The organism is Flavobacterium bizetiae, from assembly GCF_902804475.1.
Lineage (GTDB): Bacteria > Bacteroidota > Bacteroidia > Flavobacteriales > Flavobacteriaceae > Flavobacterium > Flavobacterium bizetiae.
In genome coordinates this window covers 25,036-40,508 of sequence record NZ_CADCSU010000047.1, presented here as the reverse complement: position 1 = coordinate 40,508, position 15,473 = coordinate 25,036, and the positions used below count along the sequence as shown (strand labels likewise).

The following is a 15,473-nucleotide window of genomic DNA, read 5'->3' as shown; positions in this document are numbered from 1 at the left end:
AAATTTATTGTTTTTTTTAAATCTAATTTACTCTTTTTCAGTATCGTAATGATAAATGTAGTACATTTATGATCAATAAATAATTAATAAGATGCAAGAAGGTACAGTAAAATTCTTCAATGAAGAAAAAGGATTTGGATTTATTACTCCAAAAAACGGTGGAAGTGAAATTTTTGTTCACGTTTCAGGTTTATCAGAAAATATTCGTGAGAACGACGAAGTGCGTTACGAAATAGCAGAAGGCAAAAAAGGGCCGAACGCTGTAAACGTAGTAGTTGTCTAAATATAGGATGAGAAATGATCTAAAGTACTTGCCAAGGCAGGTACTTTTTTTTTGATATCAAAAGTTTCTAATGTGTAGCAGGAACATTTTATAAAATCATTAATTATAAGAGTTTATGAATAATAAGGAAGTACTTGAAAAAGCAAATGCAGCTGTTAGTAGTGGCGATAATGAAGGTTTTTTATATTATTGTACGGATGATACAAAATGGATATTCATTGGAGATAAAACGCTGCAAGGAAAGCAAGCTGTACGGGAATATATGGCTGTAGAATATGTAGAACCACCAATATTTAAGGTTGAAAATTTAATTGCCGAAGGTGATTTTGTAACGGCAATTGGTACAATTAGTCTTAAGGATACGAACGGAAAAATGGTACATTATTTTTATAGTGATACCTGGCAATTTCGCGACGGCAAGATGGCGGAGTTAAGAGCTTTTGTTATCGAGGATAATTCTAAGTAATCAGCTTCTTAATTACAGACTTGAATTGTCTTTTATTATTTCACTACAATTTTTCCTTATTTCATTACAGATATTGAATTTTGGGTCTTCATTTTTTAAAATTTTAGAATTTACTACAATATATTAGCTTCTAAAATTAAAATAGAATGATCCAGCCAAACTCAAATTCAGACTCATTATGGGGAAGCACTAGAAAAATTTCACTTTTAGAAAAACTCTTCTGGAGAAATAAAAGAGAAAAGAAAGCACTCACAACACCCGAAATCATTGAAAAAAAATGTGAAGGCATTTTGATAGGAGAACAAAAACTAAAATCGTTTCTCTTTTCTACTGATATGGCCATTATCGAAAACAATGATGCCGATGCCATTCTGGCTGTTTATCCTTTTGCACCTTCTTCAAGAATTATAAAATCATTGGTCGATTTTTGCAGTAAACCCGTAATATGTGGTGTAGGCGGAGGAACAACAAGAGGCAAAAAATCCCTTGAAATGGCACAATATGCTGAAGAAATGGGTGCGGCGGGAATCATTGTGAATATACCCTTTGAGAATCATGATTTGCAAAAAATCAGAAAGAAAATAACCATTCCTATAATTGCCAGTATCGCTTCTTCGGATTATAATTTTTTAAAAAGTAAAATAGATGCAGGCGTTGATATTTTTCATGTAACAGGAGGGAAGTACACCAATAAAATCCTTAAAGATATTGCGGTAAATTTTCCCGGTTTCCCCATCATGGCGACCGGAGGCACAAGTTTAGGAAATATCGAAGAATCAATATCCTCAGGCTCTAAAGCCATTGTTTTGTCGCCTCCTTCTAACAAAGATTTATTTAAAGTAATGATGGATAAATACAGAAAAAGCCTGAGTCATTTCTAGCCTCTATTACATTTTAGTAATAATAAACTCGCTTCGTCTGTTCATTTGATATTGTGTTTTTGGTGTATAAAAATTAATTAAAAACTTGGAAATGAAAAACAAATGCACGAATAAAATCATTCGTGCATTTTTTGGTTAAAGTAAATTTTGAATTGGCTGGAGGTATAAAATCTGAAAATGTTGCAATTAACCTTTCGAAATTGTTTCAGAAATTTTTTCTCCCAATGCTTTTAATTTTTTAAAGGTTTCGCTAGAGACTAATTCTTTGTCAATGCTTGCCTTTAGTTTTCCGTCTCTTAAAACAAAAGAATATGCGGTTTGACCGTCACTGTCTTTTTTCCAGATTTTACTGCCGGATTCATGGGATAATAAACTGTCGTCTAAATTATCAGACAATAAATTTTCTACTTTTTTATTTTTATTAGCATCAAAACTTGCCAGTAAAGAATAATAATTATCTGAATCAGAAATAGAAACTGATGTAGAAGATTTTGTTGTTCTTGTTTGTGTTGAAGGGGCTTTTGCAACGGCTGTTGTATTTCCCGCTTTAGCTTCTGCTGTTTGTGCCTGAGCTAAAGTACTTAAAATTAGGAGTGTTATAATTAAAATGATTTTCATGTGTATTGCTTTTAAATTTTTATTCGTTTTTAGTATTAAATTTAAATCCCAAACCTCTTACGCTGGGAATAGAGATGTCCGGATCTTCGCTAAAATATTTCCTAAGGCGGCTGATAAAGACATCCATGCTTCGTCCGGAAAAGAAGTCATCATTGCCCCAGATTTCTTTTAAAATATCTTCACGTTTGACCAGCTTGTTTTTATTGGCATATAAAAACCGAATCAGGTGCGCATCCTTCTCGGTTATTTGGTGTGTAATTTTTTCATGAGAAAGCGTATAATTATCGCCATCAAAAACATAGGTTCCAATAGAAAGTACGTTTGCTTCCGGCGCATTCGTTACAACAGGTTTTTGACTGCGCCTCAGGATGTTTTGAATTCGTAAAATCAATTCTTCGACTTCAAAAGGTTTTACGACATAATCATCAGCACCCAGACGTAAGCCTTTTATTTTATCTTCCTTAAAGCTTTTTGCTGTTAAAAATATAAAAGGAGTTTCCGGATGTTTGTCGATAATATTTTCAGCCAGGGTAAAACCATCCATATGAGGCATCATGACATCCAGAATACAAATATCCGGTTTCGTATCTGAAAAAATTCTCAAAGCCTCTTTTCCATCTTTTGCCCATGTAACATTAAAGCCCGAAAATTCAAGATATTGCTTTAATATAGAAGCATAATCAAAATCATCTTCTGCTAGTAATATATGATGTTTCATACCGGAATTGTAATGGTGAATAATGATCCTTTTTGTTCTTCGCTTTTTACGGTAATTGTTCCTTTATAGGTTTTGACCAATTGTTTGATATAGAATAATCCAAGACCAAGCCCTTTGTTGTTGTGAATGTTTCCTTTATCGACCCTATAAAATTTATCAAAAATCGAAGCCTGTTCCCGGAGAGGAATACCTTTTCCGTTGTCTTTTACAGAAAGAATAAAATTTCCTGCTGTTATTTTTAAATCTACTTCAATTTTTCGGGCACCATATTTTACGGCATTATCTAATAAGTTGATTAAAATGGTGTTGAGGTGAAAACGATCCATGGCAATAGTAAAAACTTCTTCCTGACTTGTAAATTTGATTGCTACATCAGGTTTAGAAAGTTTAAAATCCTCGATCATATCTTTAATTTCATCACTCGTCACTTCAATATTTTCTTTATTAGCAATAGGCGTTACAGAAGCTTCTCTTACCTGACGAAATAATTTTTGTAATCGTTCATTTTGCCTGTCGATCATAGCCAGCGTATTTTTATAATGTTCCGGGCTCATTTGCTGGTCTTTTCGCTGCAATGTTTTAATAGCAATATCCATCGTAGCAAGCGGCGTTTGAAATTCGTGTGTAATATTATTGACAAAATCCGTTTTAATATCGGCAATACGTTTTTGAGTGATTAGGTTTTTCAGCGACATATAATACAGGAAAACTACAAATGCCATTAATAGCACTGAAAAGATCAATAAACCGCTCATTTTAGAAATGATAGTACGCTGCAATTCATCAAAACCATAATAACGCTCGCTTTTTATGAGTAGGGTAAGTTGATTATTGCTGTCTTTACTCTCTGAGCGCCCCGTAGCAGAGAGGATTTTATTCTTTTTTAAAGTGTCACTGGCCAGGATCAATATTTTTCCTTTAAATAAAGTATCTATTTTTCCATTATTTAACAATGTAATCGAATTCAGGTAGATAGAATAATCGATATCGTAATCATCCGGTTGCCCCATTTTTTTCATGTAAACCTTCGTGGCTGTCGAAAGTGAATCTTTTTTGGCATTCACGTAAGTGGTAAAATTTTGCTTTGTTACCTTTCCTTTTGCATATTCTTTTGCGTATTTTTTTAAGTTTAGCGACCAGGTATCACTTATATCTTCCCATTCGTCAGTATCTTCCAGACGAGAGATTTGTTTTTTTATAGAACTGTTGATTTCCCTTTCGTATAGCTTATAAGTATTGTAGATAAAATAGCCCTGAATGGTAGCCAAAGCAATTACTGTAAAGATACAGGCACCAATTAAAAGCATTATTTTTCTTTTCATTTCTTTCAATATTATAATTCGCAATAAGAGAATTAGTTTGTTTTTGTTAAGGCAAAGCTATTGCATTTTAAGCTTTTTTAAATTAAAAATACAAGCGTTAACCCTACGTTAACCAAATTTATAAACTATAATCAGGACAAACCCGCGTCAGGATTAAAAAGCATTCAATAATTTTTTTCAGGTGTTTACATTCTATTTTTTACCTTTTAGTGTTTAACCCTTCGTTAACCCTGTGTTAACCATTTTTCGAAAATGATTTACTGAGTTTTGCATCAAATAAATCATCAATGAAAAAATTAATTATGTTACTGTTGTTGGGGTCTTTTGCGGGATATTCGCAAGAAGTTTCCCTATCTGGAAAGGTACAAGACGGCTCTCATCAAGCCGTACCTTTTGCAGATGCCGTGCTTTTGCAGGCAAAAGATTCTGTGAGTTACAAACAAACACAAACAGATGAGTCAGGAGAATTTCGCTTTCGCGGAATAACAAAAGGCGAATATTTGCTTCAGATGAAAATGATGGGTTTTGAGGAATATTACAAACCGATTAGTATTCAGAAAGATACAGATTTGGGTATACTTTCTTTAAAAGAAATTTCAAACAATCTTGACGGAGTGACCGTTACTTCAAAAAAGCCTATTGTAAAACGATTGACGGACAGGCTTGAGTTTGCTGTAGAAAATTCCTCATTATCATCTAACAATGCCTGGGAAATTCTAAGCAAAACGCCTAGCGTAACGACAAGTGCTACAGGAGCAATTAGTATTCGCGGAAGCCAAAGTATATTGGTAACCATAAATGATAAAAAAGTCTATTTGAGTGGTGAAGAACTAAAGCAGTTTTTAGAAAGCACAAGCGGAGAAGAGGTAAAATCGATAGAAGTCATTACCAATCCGCCTGCAAAATATGAAGCGCAGGGAAGTGCTGTTTTAAATATTAAACTAAAAAAGAATCTTTCGTTAGGATATAAAGGTTCTGTAAATTCGGCCTATGTACAATCGATATACCCAAAAGGAGTTGTATCTACGAATCAATTTTATAAAGGAGAAAAACTATCTCTTGCCGGAAGGTATAGTTTTGGATCTGGTGTATATGTGAATGAAGGGACAGATGTTGCGCATTATCTAAAAGATGATGGTTCTATCGACTCACGTTGGGAAAGTATTATGAGGCGTAAATCAAAATCATTACAACAACATTCGTATCGACTTCAGGCATCTTACGAGATTGATTCGCTTAATACCATCTCTGCTGGAGGTACCGGATTAATGACGCCCAAACAAGTAGGAGATTTTACAGTACCAACATTTATTTATGATGGTAATGGTGCTTTGGATTCGCTTTATATAACGCAAAATAACCGCAGAACTCCCTTAAAAAATAACGCTTATAATGTGTCTTTTGATCATTTGTTTAGCGAAAAAGAAAAAGTAGCCGTAACAGCAGATTATACAAAATACTGGCGTCAGGAACGTCAGGATATTACATCTGCATTTTCACTTCCGGAAGAAAGTCCTTATCGAATTACTCGTTTTATAAGCGATAATGTACAGGATATTCAGCTTTTTTCTGCACAGACCGATTATTCAAATGAAAAAAACGGCGTGCTGGAAGCAGGATTAAAATTTGGAAACGTAAAAGCCCAAAGCAATCTCGATTATAAAGACGAAGTTGATGGTGATTTTGTCAACAATCCAAACAGAACGAGTCTTTTTCTGTATGATGAGTCGATAATGGCGGCATATACAAGTTATAGCAAAGAATTTGGAAAGTGGAGCCTAAAAGCCGGTTTACGTGGTGAATACACGAGTCTGAAAGGAAACTCGGTAACAACATCTGAAATCAATGAACAGCATTATTTTAAGCTTTTTCCAACATTTTACGGTCTTTATAAACCATCAGAAGGGCATGAGATTGGTATTTCGTACGGAAAGCGAATCACGCGCCCACAATACAGCAGGTTAAATCCGTTTCGTTCGTATTACAATTCGTATTCTTATTTTACGGGCGATCCCAAATTGTTGCCTACCATTAGTCATAATCTTAATTTGCTTTATACTTTGAAAAATAAATACAATTTTGATTTGTTTTATCGTCTGGAAAAAGATCCTTCGATGGAAATTTCGTATCAGGATTATGAAACCAATATGCTCGTGTATCATTTTACCAATATTAAAAAAGACTTTGCTTTTGGACTTGAGTTTAATACCAATCTTACTTTGTATGATTTTTGGGAATCCGGAATTCAGGCAGGCTTGAGTTATGTCGAAGATAGTTTTCAGGGAAGGGACGGGAATTTATACAAAAACGGAAAACCAACTTATAATACCAGTATTAGCAATCGTTTTGTTTTGAGCAAAAAGAAAGAATTAACAGCAGAACTCAACTTTCAGTACAATTCTTCATCTGTACAAGGTACTTTTGTTTTCAGCGAGACTTCGAATCTTTCGGCTTCTATTCGAAAGAAAATATGGAAAAGCAATGGCGAAGTATATGCAATCCTGTCCGATATTTATCGTGGCGAAAAAGAAAAGGTAGTAACAGATTATGCCAATCAGTACAATTATTTTAAGTCGTATGGCGATACTCAAAGTATTCGAATAGGGTTTCGTTATAATTTTGGTAATCAGAATTTGGTCAACAAAAAGAAAGAAGGTCAAACCGAAGAGCAGGGGAGATTGTAAATAAATTTTATAGAAAAGCAAAAAGACTGTTTGAAAAGTAATTTCAGACAGTCTTTTTTTTTATTTTAAAGAAGAAGATATTTGAACTAAAACTCCCATCGCACAAACGCTTCCATAGCGGCATAATGTGCTAAACCAAGCTGATTGTACAATTGAGCTGTTTCGCTGTTTCTGTCTTCGGCTCTCTGCCAAAATTCTCTGGCATCAGTTCCCTGGAAAACAACGCCGTCTTTTTGCGATTGATGTTTGAAGATCCCGTGACGTTTTGCCAAAACCTGATCCGGACTCATTGGCACCGCCATTTCCACTTCATCGATTCCCCATTCCTGCCAGGCACCGCGGTATAACCATAACCAGCAATCGTTCATAAAAGGTTTTGGTTTTAAAGTTTTTACAGCTTCAAAAATAGCATCCAGACACACTTTATGTGTTCCGTGCGGATCTGCCAAATCTCCTGCAGCGTATATCTGGTGCGGTTTAATTTTCTCAATTAAATCCATTGTAAGCTGAATATCTTCGTTTCCTAATGGTTTTTTTTCGATAGTTCCGGTTTCATAAAAAGGGAGTTCCATAAAATGGATCTGCTCATCTGGCAAACCTACAAAATGACTTGTAGAGCGAGCTTCTCCCTTTCTAATTAAACCTTTTATGTATCGCACTTCCGGAATATCAATTTCGCTGTTCTTTTTATTTTCTAAAAAGGTTTGTGCCTTTTTGTAAATGTTATCGGCTTCCTCGCTTTTGATGCCGAATTTTTCGTTGTAATCAATTACGAATCTCGCAAAACGCAGTGCTTCATCATCCGCGACAGCAATATTTCCAGAAGTCTGATACGCAACATGAACTTCATGACCTTGCTGTTGCAAACGCATAAAAGTGCCTCCCATACTAATAATATCATCATCAGGATGCGGACTGAAAATCAATACACGTTTTTTAGCAGGTTCTGCTCTTTCAGGACGATTGGCATCATCGGCATTTGGTTTTCCGCCTGGCCAACCGGTGATGGTATTTTGAAGTTTATTGAAAATCTTGATGTTAATGTCGTATGCCGGACCAGAATCAGCCAGCAAATCGCTCATTCCGTTTTCGATGTAATCTGCATCAGTCAACATTAAAATGGGCTTTTTTAAGTCTAAAGCCAATCCTAAAACGGCTTTTCGGATTAATTTATCCGTCCAAATAATTTTTTCTACCAGCCATGGTCTGTTGATTCTGGTAAGTTTAGATGAAGCTTCTTTGTCTAAAATAAAAACAGCGTTGTTATGCTCTTGCAAAAACGAAGCAGGAATTTGATTGGTAACTTCGCCTTCAACCGATTTTTTGATGATATCCGATTTTCCTTCACCCCAGGCCATTAAAATAACTTGTTTGGCTTCCATTATTTTTTTCACTCCAAGTGTAATGGCAGTTCTTGGCGTATTGCTCAATCCCGAAAAATCACCGCTTGCCGCCACTCTTGTAATATGATCTAAGGCAACTAAACGCGTTTTAGAGTTTTGTAACGATCCAGATTCATTAAAACCGATGTGTCCGTTTCCTCCAATTCCGAGAATCTGAAGATCAATTCCGCCTAAAGCTTCAATTTTAGCTTCGTAATTATGGCAATAATCGGCAATTTCTTCTTTGGATAAAGTTCCGTCGGGAATATGATAATTTTCAGGTAAAATATCAACCTGATCCAAAAGCAGTTCTTTCATAAATCGAACGTAACTGTTGATTGAATCCGGTTCCATTGGGTAATATTCGTCTAAGTTGAAGGTGATTACATTTTTAAAACTTAGATTTTCTTCTTTATGTAAACGAACTAATTCTGCGTATAATCCTTTTGGCGAAGAACCTGTTGCCAGTCCTAATATGCAGGGTTTGTTTTCTTTTTGTTTGGATTTGATAAGGGATGCAATTTCTTTCGCAACGGCTTTAGAAGCTTCAGTAGAATTTTCGAAAACAACTGTATTGATGTTTTCAAATCGTTTCTCAAATCCTGTTGCTTTATCTAGGGTACTTTTTATCATTTTAATTTCATTTTTTATCTGTCAATAGATTCTTAATACTTTGCGTTTTATTTTTCACGCAGATTTGCTTCGCCTGTTCGCTATCGCTCGGGTGGCAGATTGAGCAGATTTTTTTAATCTTTTTAATCCCTTAATCTGTGGCTTTAATTTTAAACTTTAAAGTATTACTCATTAGATGGTTTTCCTATGGTAGCTAAAATACCTCCATCAACATACACAATATGTCCGTTTACAAAGTCGCTTGCTTTAGAACTTAAGAATATTGCAGCGCCTTGTAAATCATCTGGATCTCCCCAGCGTCCTGCTGGAGTTCTGCCCATAATAAACTCGTTAAAGGGATGTCCGTTTACACGAATAGGAGCGGTCTGGCTTGTTGCGAAATATCCCGGGCCAATTCCGTTTGTCTGAATATTAAATTTAGCCCATTCCGTAGCCATGTTTTTGGTCAGCATTTTTAGTCCGCCTTTTGCCGATGCGTAGGCACTTACAGAATCTCTCCCTAATTCGCTCATCATCGAACACATGTTTATGATTTTTCCTCCACCGCGTTCTATCATTCCTTTAGCCACATTTTTAGAAACGATAAAAGGACCAGTTAAATCTACTTTTATTACCGCTTCAAAATCTGCGACTTCCATTTCGATAATAGGGGTTCTTTTAATGATTCCGGCATTGTTTATTAAAATATCGATTGGGCCAACTTCGGTTTCTATTTTATTAATAGCGGCAATTACAGCAGCTTCATCGGTTACATCAAATAGATAGCCGTATGCTTCGATTCCCTCAGCTTTGTATTCGGAAATGGCATTATCTACATCTTCCTGCGATGAATGATCGTTTACCACAATTTTTGCACCTGCATGTCCAAGTCCTTTGGCCATTGCCATTCCCAGACCATGAACTCCTCCTGTAATAAGCGCTGTTTTCCCTGTTAAATCAAATAAGTTAATTGACATTTTTTAAGTTTTTGGTTATTAGTAATCTTAATTATTTCTGTATTTTTGATAGTTCGTTTACACTTATTATCAATGGATTTTGAAGTTCCTGATTAAAGTGATCTAAGTAATCCTGCCATTGTTTTGAATTGGTTATTTGGTCTGCTTTGTCCCATGCAGCACCCGAATAGTATACAATTGGTTCATTATTTCTAACCGAGGTTTTGGCCAATAACTGCTCTTTGTCGACCCACATTTTATTGGCCGGAGTACTTAATATGGAGCCTACAGCCGTAGTTCCGTCTTTTTCAGAAGCAGGTTCCCAGTAACTCATAATTCCCTGCTGTTCGTTTAAACCTATTATACCTTGTTTTTCGCGTCTGATAATTCCAACCACAACCGGCATAGGATTGTTATCGTCGAATGTGTAGATGTTTTCGATTCGGCTTAATTGAGAACCTGCATCAAGTGAAATGATTTTTACGGCTTTAACTTTTATACCGCCGGCATTCCAGGTATCATAACTTAATTGAAAAGTAGATCGAAGCGGACCATTGTCTAAAATTTTCCAATGATGATAATTTCCGGAGTAACGAATGGTATCTTTTACAAACGGAGCCATGTTTCCTGCGCCTAACGTAAACCCAACATGATAATAATCTAAACCATCGCCATGATCGATATGATAATCGTCTCGTTTATAGCGGTCGTTTAAAACTAATTTACTGGTGCGTTTTACCCAGACATCGTACCCGTAAGCGTCTCCTTCGGTTTTTTCAAGCGCTTTTCCGTACGTTCTAAAGGCTATTTTATCGTTTTCCCAGGCAAAATCGTCTTTGCGTTCCGGCACATAACGGCAATACGTTTTGGCTGTAAAAAGTTCCGGTTTTCCTTTTTGAATGAAAAGATGCAGCGAAGATTTTGCTTTAATATCGATTTGCACCAATAGATTCTGAATAGCAGTTTGTCCGTGGTGTTCCAGCTGAAAAGGAATTTGTTTTTTTGTAATGCTGTTGATCACGACAAAATTAGCCGTATCAATTTGCGGAAAGGAGGAAAGCACCGTTTTCCATTTTATGGCCACTACCGATTCTTTTCGGTTTACGATTGAATTGTTTTGAATGGTAATAGTTGCTTTTGTTTGTGCCAAAGCGGCTAAAGGCAAAATAAAAGCGAGTAAAAAGTGAAGTTTCATTAATTTCATGACGTGCAATAATTATTGTTTTTTAATGTAATTTTTCTTGAAATCCGTTCAAAAAAGACATAGTTGTGGCTTCCCGGTGCCAAATGTGTTTTGCATTTGTACGAGTTAAGACTTTTCAGAATAAGAAATCAGGATCGTTTTTAGTCCTTTAAAGACTTGGTTTTAAAAGATGTTCATGGAAAGACGATGTAGTTTTTTCATTGTATGTAGTTTGTGTTGTTTTACGTTTTATTCTTCTTTTGGTTCATCAGTCCTCGCTAAATATTCGCTTGGCATACAGCCATAATGCTGTTTGAATGCAGTCGAGAAATAAGATGGCGAATTGAAGCCACACATGTACGTGATCTGCGCAATTGTATAGCGTTTGCTCTGCATGAGTTCGACTGCTTTTTTAAAGCGTATTCTTTTAATGAAATCCATTGCTGATTCGCCTGTTATAGCCTTTAACTTCAAGTAAAGGTTAGAGCGGCTCATTCCGATTTCTTTGCTGAACTGATCTACCGAAAATTCAGAATCGGCGAGGTGATCTTCGACAATTTGAATGGCTTGTTTTAGAAATTCTTCGTCAAGGGTATTAAAGGCAATATTCTCCGGAACCATTTCTTTGCCTACAGAATAATATTCTTTTAATCGTTTACGGGAACGAAGGAGATTTGTAATTTTTGCTGCCAGTAACGGAGTTGAAAATGGTTTGGTGATATAATCGTCGGCACCCATTTCAAGGCCTTTTATCTGCTGGCTGGTTTCATTTCGCGCCGTTAAAAGCATTAACGGAATATGCGACGTATTGATGTTTTGTTTCACCTTTTTACAGAAATGCAAACCGTCGAGTTCCGGCATCATAACATCGCTTATAATAAGATCAAAAGGCTGTATTTCTAAAAGATCCAGCGCCATTTGACCATTGTAAGCGGTTGTAACTTCGTATATTTTGCTGAAATAATCCTGCAGATAATCTAAAATCTCTTTATTGTCGTCTACAATAAGCAGTTTAACAGGCTGATCTCTTTCGATAATTTCATTTTCTTCTTCTAATGCAGCATCTTCATCAAGCTCATTATCTGATATAATAGACAATTCGTATAAAGAACTTTCTATTTGCTGATCGTTTTTATAAGCCTGATCTGAGGTTGGAATCGTTACGGTAAAGGTGCTTCCTTTTTCCTGTGCGCTTTCGGCAGTAATTTCGCCATGATGCAGTTCTACCAAACGCTTTGTAAAGGCCAAACCAACACCGGAGCCCAAATTCATCTCGCGATTGTTTACCTGATAAAAACGATCAAAAACTTTTGATAGATCTTCTTCGCTAATTCCGACACCCGTGTCAGCGACCTTTATTTGTACAGTATCATTTTTCTTTATTAATTCAACATGAATGCTTTGCCCAGTTTTGGTATACTTAAAGGCGTTGGATAAAAGATTAAACAGGATTTTTTCCATCGCATCTTTATCAAAATAAAACAGCAGCTGCGGTTCTTCGGAATGATAAGAATACTGAATACCGTTTTTCTCTGAAAGCGGTTTAAACGATTCAAAAATTTCTTTGGTAAAACCTACAATGTCACCTTTGCCTACTTTAAGCTGACGGGTTCCCATTTCAGTTTTTCTAAACTCAAATAATTGATCGACTAAGTTGTAAAGCCTCTTTGCGTTGATAAACATTAATTCATGTTTCTTTTTCGAAATTTTATCGGCAAAAGGCATTTTTAATAATTCTTCTAAAGGAGCTAAAATCAATGTTAAAGGAGTTCTTAATTCATGCGATACATTAGTAAAGAAATCCATTTTGATCTGATTGATATAGCTTACTCTTTCTTTGTCTATACGTTCCAGTTTTAACTGCTGAACGGCGTTTATTCTTTCTTTTATAATTTTAAAACCAATATATCCGGCTGTACCAATTATGGTTAAAAGCAATAAAGAAAACCAGATGGTTTTGTACCAAGGCGGTAAAATCACAATCTTTAAATTTCTAACGGCGCTGGTTTCTCCATTTGGCCCTATTGCCTTGATCTGAAAATTGTATTTTCCGGCAGGGAGATTACTATAACTCACTTTAAGCTCGTCCGTTCTCTGCCAGTCTTTGTCAATTCCTTCTAACTTATAATAATAGTAAGTTCTGTTCGACGAAATATAATTGAAAGTATTAAAAAAGATACTAAACTGCTTGTATTCCGGGCCAATTTCCAGTTCGCTTACCTGATCGATATGTTCTTCGAGAATACCCGTTTCATCCTCAACAGCAACGTTTTTATTTAAAACTTCTAAAGCCGTAAAACTTAATTTTAAAGGCAGCGGCTTTTGTTTTATCATCGACGGATAGAAATAAGAGATTCCTTTTATTCCTCCAAAAAGCAGCATGCCGTCTTTTGCTTTATAAAAAGCATAATCATTAAATTGTTTGTTCTGCAAGCCGTCACTTTCGTCAAAAGTTTGAACAGAGCTTTTATCGGGATTAAATTTGATTAGTCCGCTGTTGGTTGAAATCCAAAGATTTCCATCATCATCCGGAACAATTCCGTAAATGGTTTCTTTAACAAAGTCTTTTCCGGCTTTAAAACCAATGAAGGATTCCTGGGTTTCATCATACAATCGTAAACCTTCTCTTGTGCCGAGCCAAATACGATGTTTTGCATCTTCGGTAATACAATTTACAATATCGTCGCTTAATTTTCCGTGTCCGATGTTTCCAAATAACTGCGTATCTGGATAAAAAAGCGTTACACCGTTTGTAGTTCCAATCCAGATTCGGTTTTTGCTATCTTCAAACAAAAACGTTATATCGTCAGAAGTCAATCGTTTTCCGGCTTTATCTAAGTGAATGTGTGTAAAGGTTTTAGTTTCCGGATGAAACTGATCTAATCCTGATCTGGTGCCTACCCAAATTCTACCTTTAGAATCTTTTAATAAGCTGTAAACCAAATCTCCGGCAATTGTGTTTGGATTATTTTCGTCGTGGCGAAAGCGCTGTACAGAACCGCTGTTTGGGTTCAATAAATTCAATCCGCCGTTGTGCGTACCAATTAAGACATTGCCGTTGTCATCAAATGCAATCGCCTTGATATTGTTAGAACTTAAGCTGTTTGGATTATTTTCGCTGTTGGAATAATAGGTAATCGTATTGGCATTTTTGTTCCAGTAATTCAGCCCTTTATCGTTGCTTCCAATCCAGAAATTACCTTTTGCATCTTGCTTGATAACACCAATTACTTCATCATTTAAAGACGGTTTTCCTGAGTTTTGACTCAACAAATTAAACTTAATATCGTTTTTATGATAGTAGTTTAAACCACCATAATACGTTCCAAGCCAAATTCCGTTTTGTTTGTCTTTAAAAAAACAGCGAACCGAGTTTTGACTAATCGTATAAGGCTGTGATATTTGATGGTAATAATTGGTAAACGAATTGTTTTTTGGATTAAAAATAGTCAATCCTCTAAAAGTTCCCATCCAGATATTTCCTTCGGTATCTTTTCCTATGCATCTAATATTATTATCGGCAATGCTGTTGGCTCCAGAGCTGTGAAGCAGGGAAGAAGTCTGTCCGTTTTGCGCATTGTATTGTATTACGCCTTCGCCTTCGGTAGCCACCCATAATTTTTTACCCTCAACATAAACATCATTGATATAAGGCTTTTTGGCTCCTAAATTTATTTTTATTAATTGATGCGTATTTTGGTTGAGTTTAAAAAGACCAACATCGGTTCCTAAAATAATTTGCTGCTGCCAAAGCCCGATGTAAGCTATTTTTTTAATTTCATGTGAAGACGCATTGAACTTTACAGCGGTAAATTTCTCCTCTTTCGGATTCAGTACAAAAACATCTCCTGCAATAGAACTTGCCCAAATTCTATGCTGTTTGTCCTCGGTTATAGACGAGATATACCACTCGCCAATATTTCGCGGCAGCGGATAATTAGTAAAACTATCGGTGTTGTAATTGTAAACGCTGATGCCTTGATTACCGCCCACCCATAACTGCCCTTTATGATCTGTAAATAAACTGCGTATGTAATATGACTGCAAGCTATTCTTTATGTTTTTTATTGGGCGGTATACTTTAAAACCTTTGCTGTCATAACGATTTAATCCATCCTGAGTTCCTATCCAGATAAAGCCCAATGTATCCTGCTGAATGGCAAAAACCGAACTTTGCGACAAGCCTTTATCGACCGAAATATTTCGGAAATATCGATCCTGAACTTGTGCATGACTTTTGGCTGCGAAAAGAAGAATGCAGAAAAAGAAAAGGATAGCAATCTTTTTTTTCATGAAAGTGGTATTATAATTATTCTTTGTCTTTGTTTATTTTTTTGTAATGAAAGGAAATTAACCTCTAAATTAAAG

At 35.8% G+C, this 15,473-nt stretch carries 11 protein-coding genes; 4 read left to right on the top strand and 7 right to left on the bottom strand.

The features are described 5' to 3' along the window. Positions 1-91: 91 nt before the first annotated feature. From FLACOL7796_RS04405 to FLACOL7796_RS04395, 3 genes are all read left to right on the top strand, one after another. Positions 92-283 (top strand): cold-shock protein, encoded by a 192-nt coding sequence (locus FLACOL7796_RS04405; RefSeq protein ID WP_173969619.1) that lies wholly within the window; start codon positions 92-94, stop codon positions 281-283. Positions 284-398: 115 nt separating this feature from the next. Beyond that, entirely contained in the window at positions 399-749 is a 351-nt protein-coding gene (locus FLACOL7796_RS04400; protein WP_173969618.1) for a nuclear transport factor 2 family protein, read from the top strand. 146 nt (positions 750-895) lie between these two features. Continuing rightward, on the top strand, positions 896-1,630 hold the full coding sequence (locus FLACOL7796_RS04395) for a hypothetical protein (protein ID WP_173969617.1): 735 nt from the start codon (positions 896-898) through the stop codon (positions 1,628-1,630). A 186-nt stretch (positions 1,631-1,816) separates the two neighbouring features. On the opposite strand, the gene FLACOL7796_RS04390 is transcribed toward FLACOL7796_RS04395, so the two are convergent. From FLACOL7796_RS04390 to FLACOL7796_RS04380, 3 genes are read right to left on the bottom strand one after another with little or no spacing between them, the layout of a single operon-like run. After that, complete coding sequence (locus tag FLACOL7796_RS04390; protein WP_173969616.1) at positions 1,817-2,248, bottom strand: hypothetical protein; 432 nt, start codon at positions 2,246-2,248, stop codon at positions 1,817-1,819. A gap of 19 nt (positions 2,249-2,267) precedes the next feature. Continuing rightward, complete coding sequence (locus FLACOL7796_RS04385; RefSeq protein ID WP_173969615.1) at positions 2,268-2,966, bottom strand: response regulator transcription factor; 699 nt, start codon at positions 2,964-2,966, stop codon at positions 2,268-2,270. Beyond that, positions 2,963-4,288 (bottom strand): sensor histidine kinase, encoded by a 1,326-nt coding sequence (locus FLACOL7796_RS04380; protein WP_173969614.1) that lies wholly within the window; start codon positions 4,286-4,288, stop codon positions 2,963-2,965. Before FLACOL7796_RS04380 ends, FLACOL7796_RS04385 begins: the two co-directional genes overlap by 4 nt. A 287-nt stretch (positions 4,289-4,575) precedes the next feature. Between FLACOL7796_RS04380 and FLACOL7796_RS04375 the strand changes: the two genes are divergently transcribed. Further along, on the top strand, positions 4,576-6,972 hold the full coding sequence (locus FLACOL7796_RS04375) for an outer membrane beta-barrel family protein (protein WP_173969613.1): 2,397 nt from the start codon (positions 4,576-4,578) through the stop codon (positions 6,970-6,972). 86 nt (positions 6,973-7,058) lie between these two features. Here the strand turns inward: FLACOL7796_RS04375 and nagB are convergent, their stop codons facing one another. From nagB to FLACOL7796_RS04355, 4 genes are all read right to left on the bottom strand, one after another. Continuing rightward, positions 7,059-8,987, bottom strand: coding sequence for a glucosamine-6-phosphate deaminase (gene nagB / locus FLACOL7796_RS04370; RefSeq protein ID WP_173969612.1), 1,929 nt, complete (start codon positions 8,985-8,987; stop codon positions 7,059-7,061). Between the two features lie 164 nt (positions 8,988-9,151). Beyond that, positions 9,152-9,943, bottom strand: coding sequence for a gluconate 5-dehydrogenase (locus tag FLACOL7796_RS04365; RefSeq protein ID WP_173969611.1), 792 nt, complete (start codon positions 9,941-9,943; stop codon positions 9,152-9,154). Positions 9,944-9,974: 31 nt separating this feature from the next. Next, a complete protein-coding gene (locus FLACOL7796_RS04360) occupies positions 9,975-11,126 on the bottom strand; it encodes a DUF4861 family protein (RefSeq protein WP_232067290.1) in 1,152 nt (383 codons plus the stop codon). 228 nt (positions 11,127-11,354) lie between these two features. After that, positions 11,355-15,398, bottom strand: a complete 4,044-nt coding sequence (locus FLACOL7796_RS04355) for a hybrid sensor histidine kinase/response regulator transcription factor (RefSeq protein WP_173969610.1) — start codon at positions 15,396-15,398, stop codon at positions 11,355-11,357. Positions 15,399-15,473 lie beyond the last annotated feature (75 nt).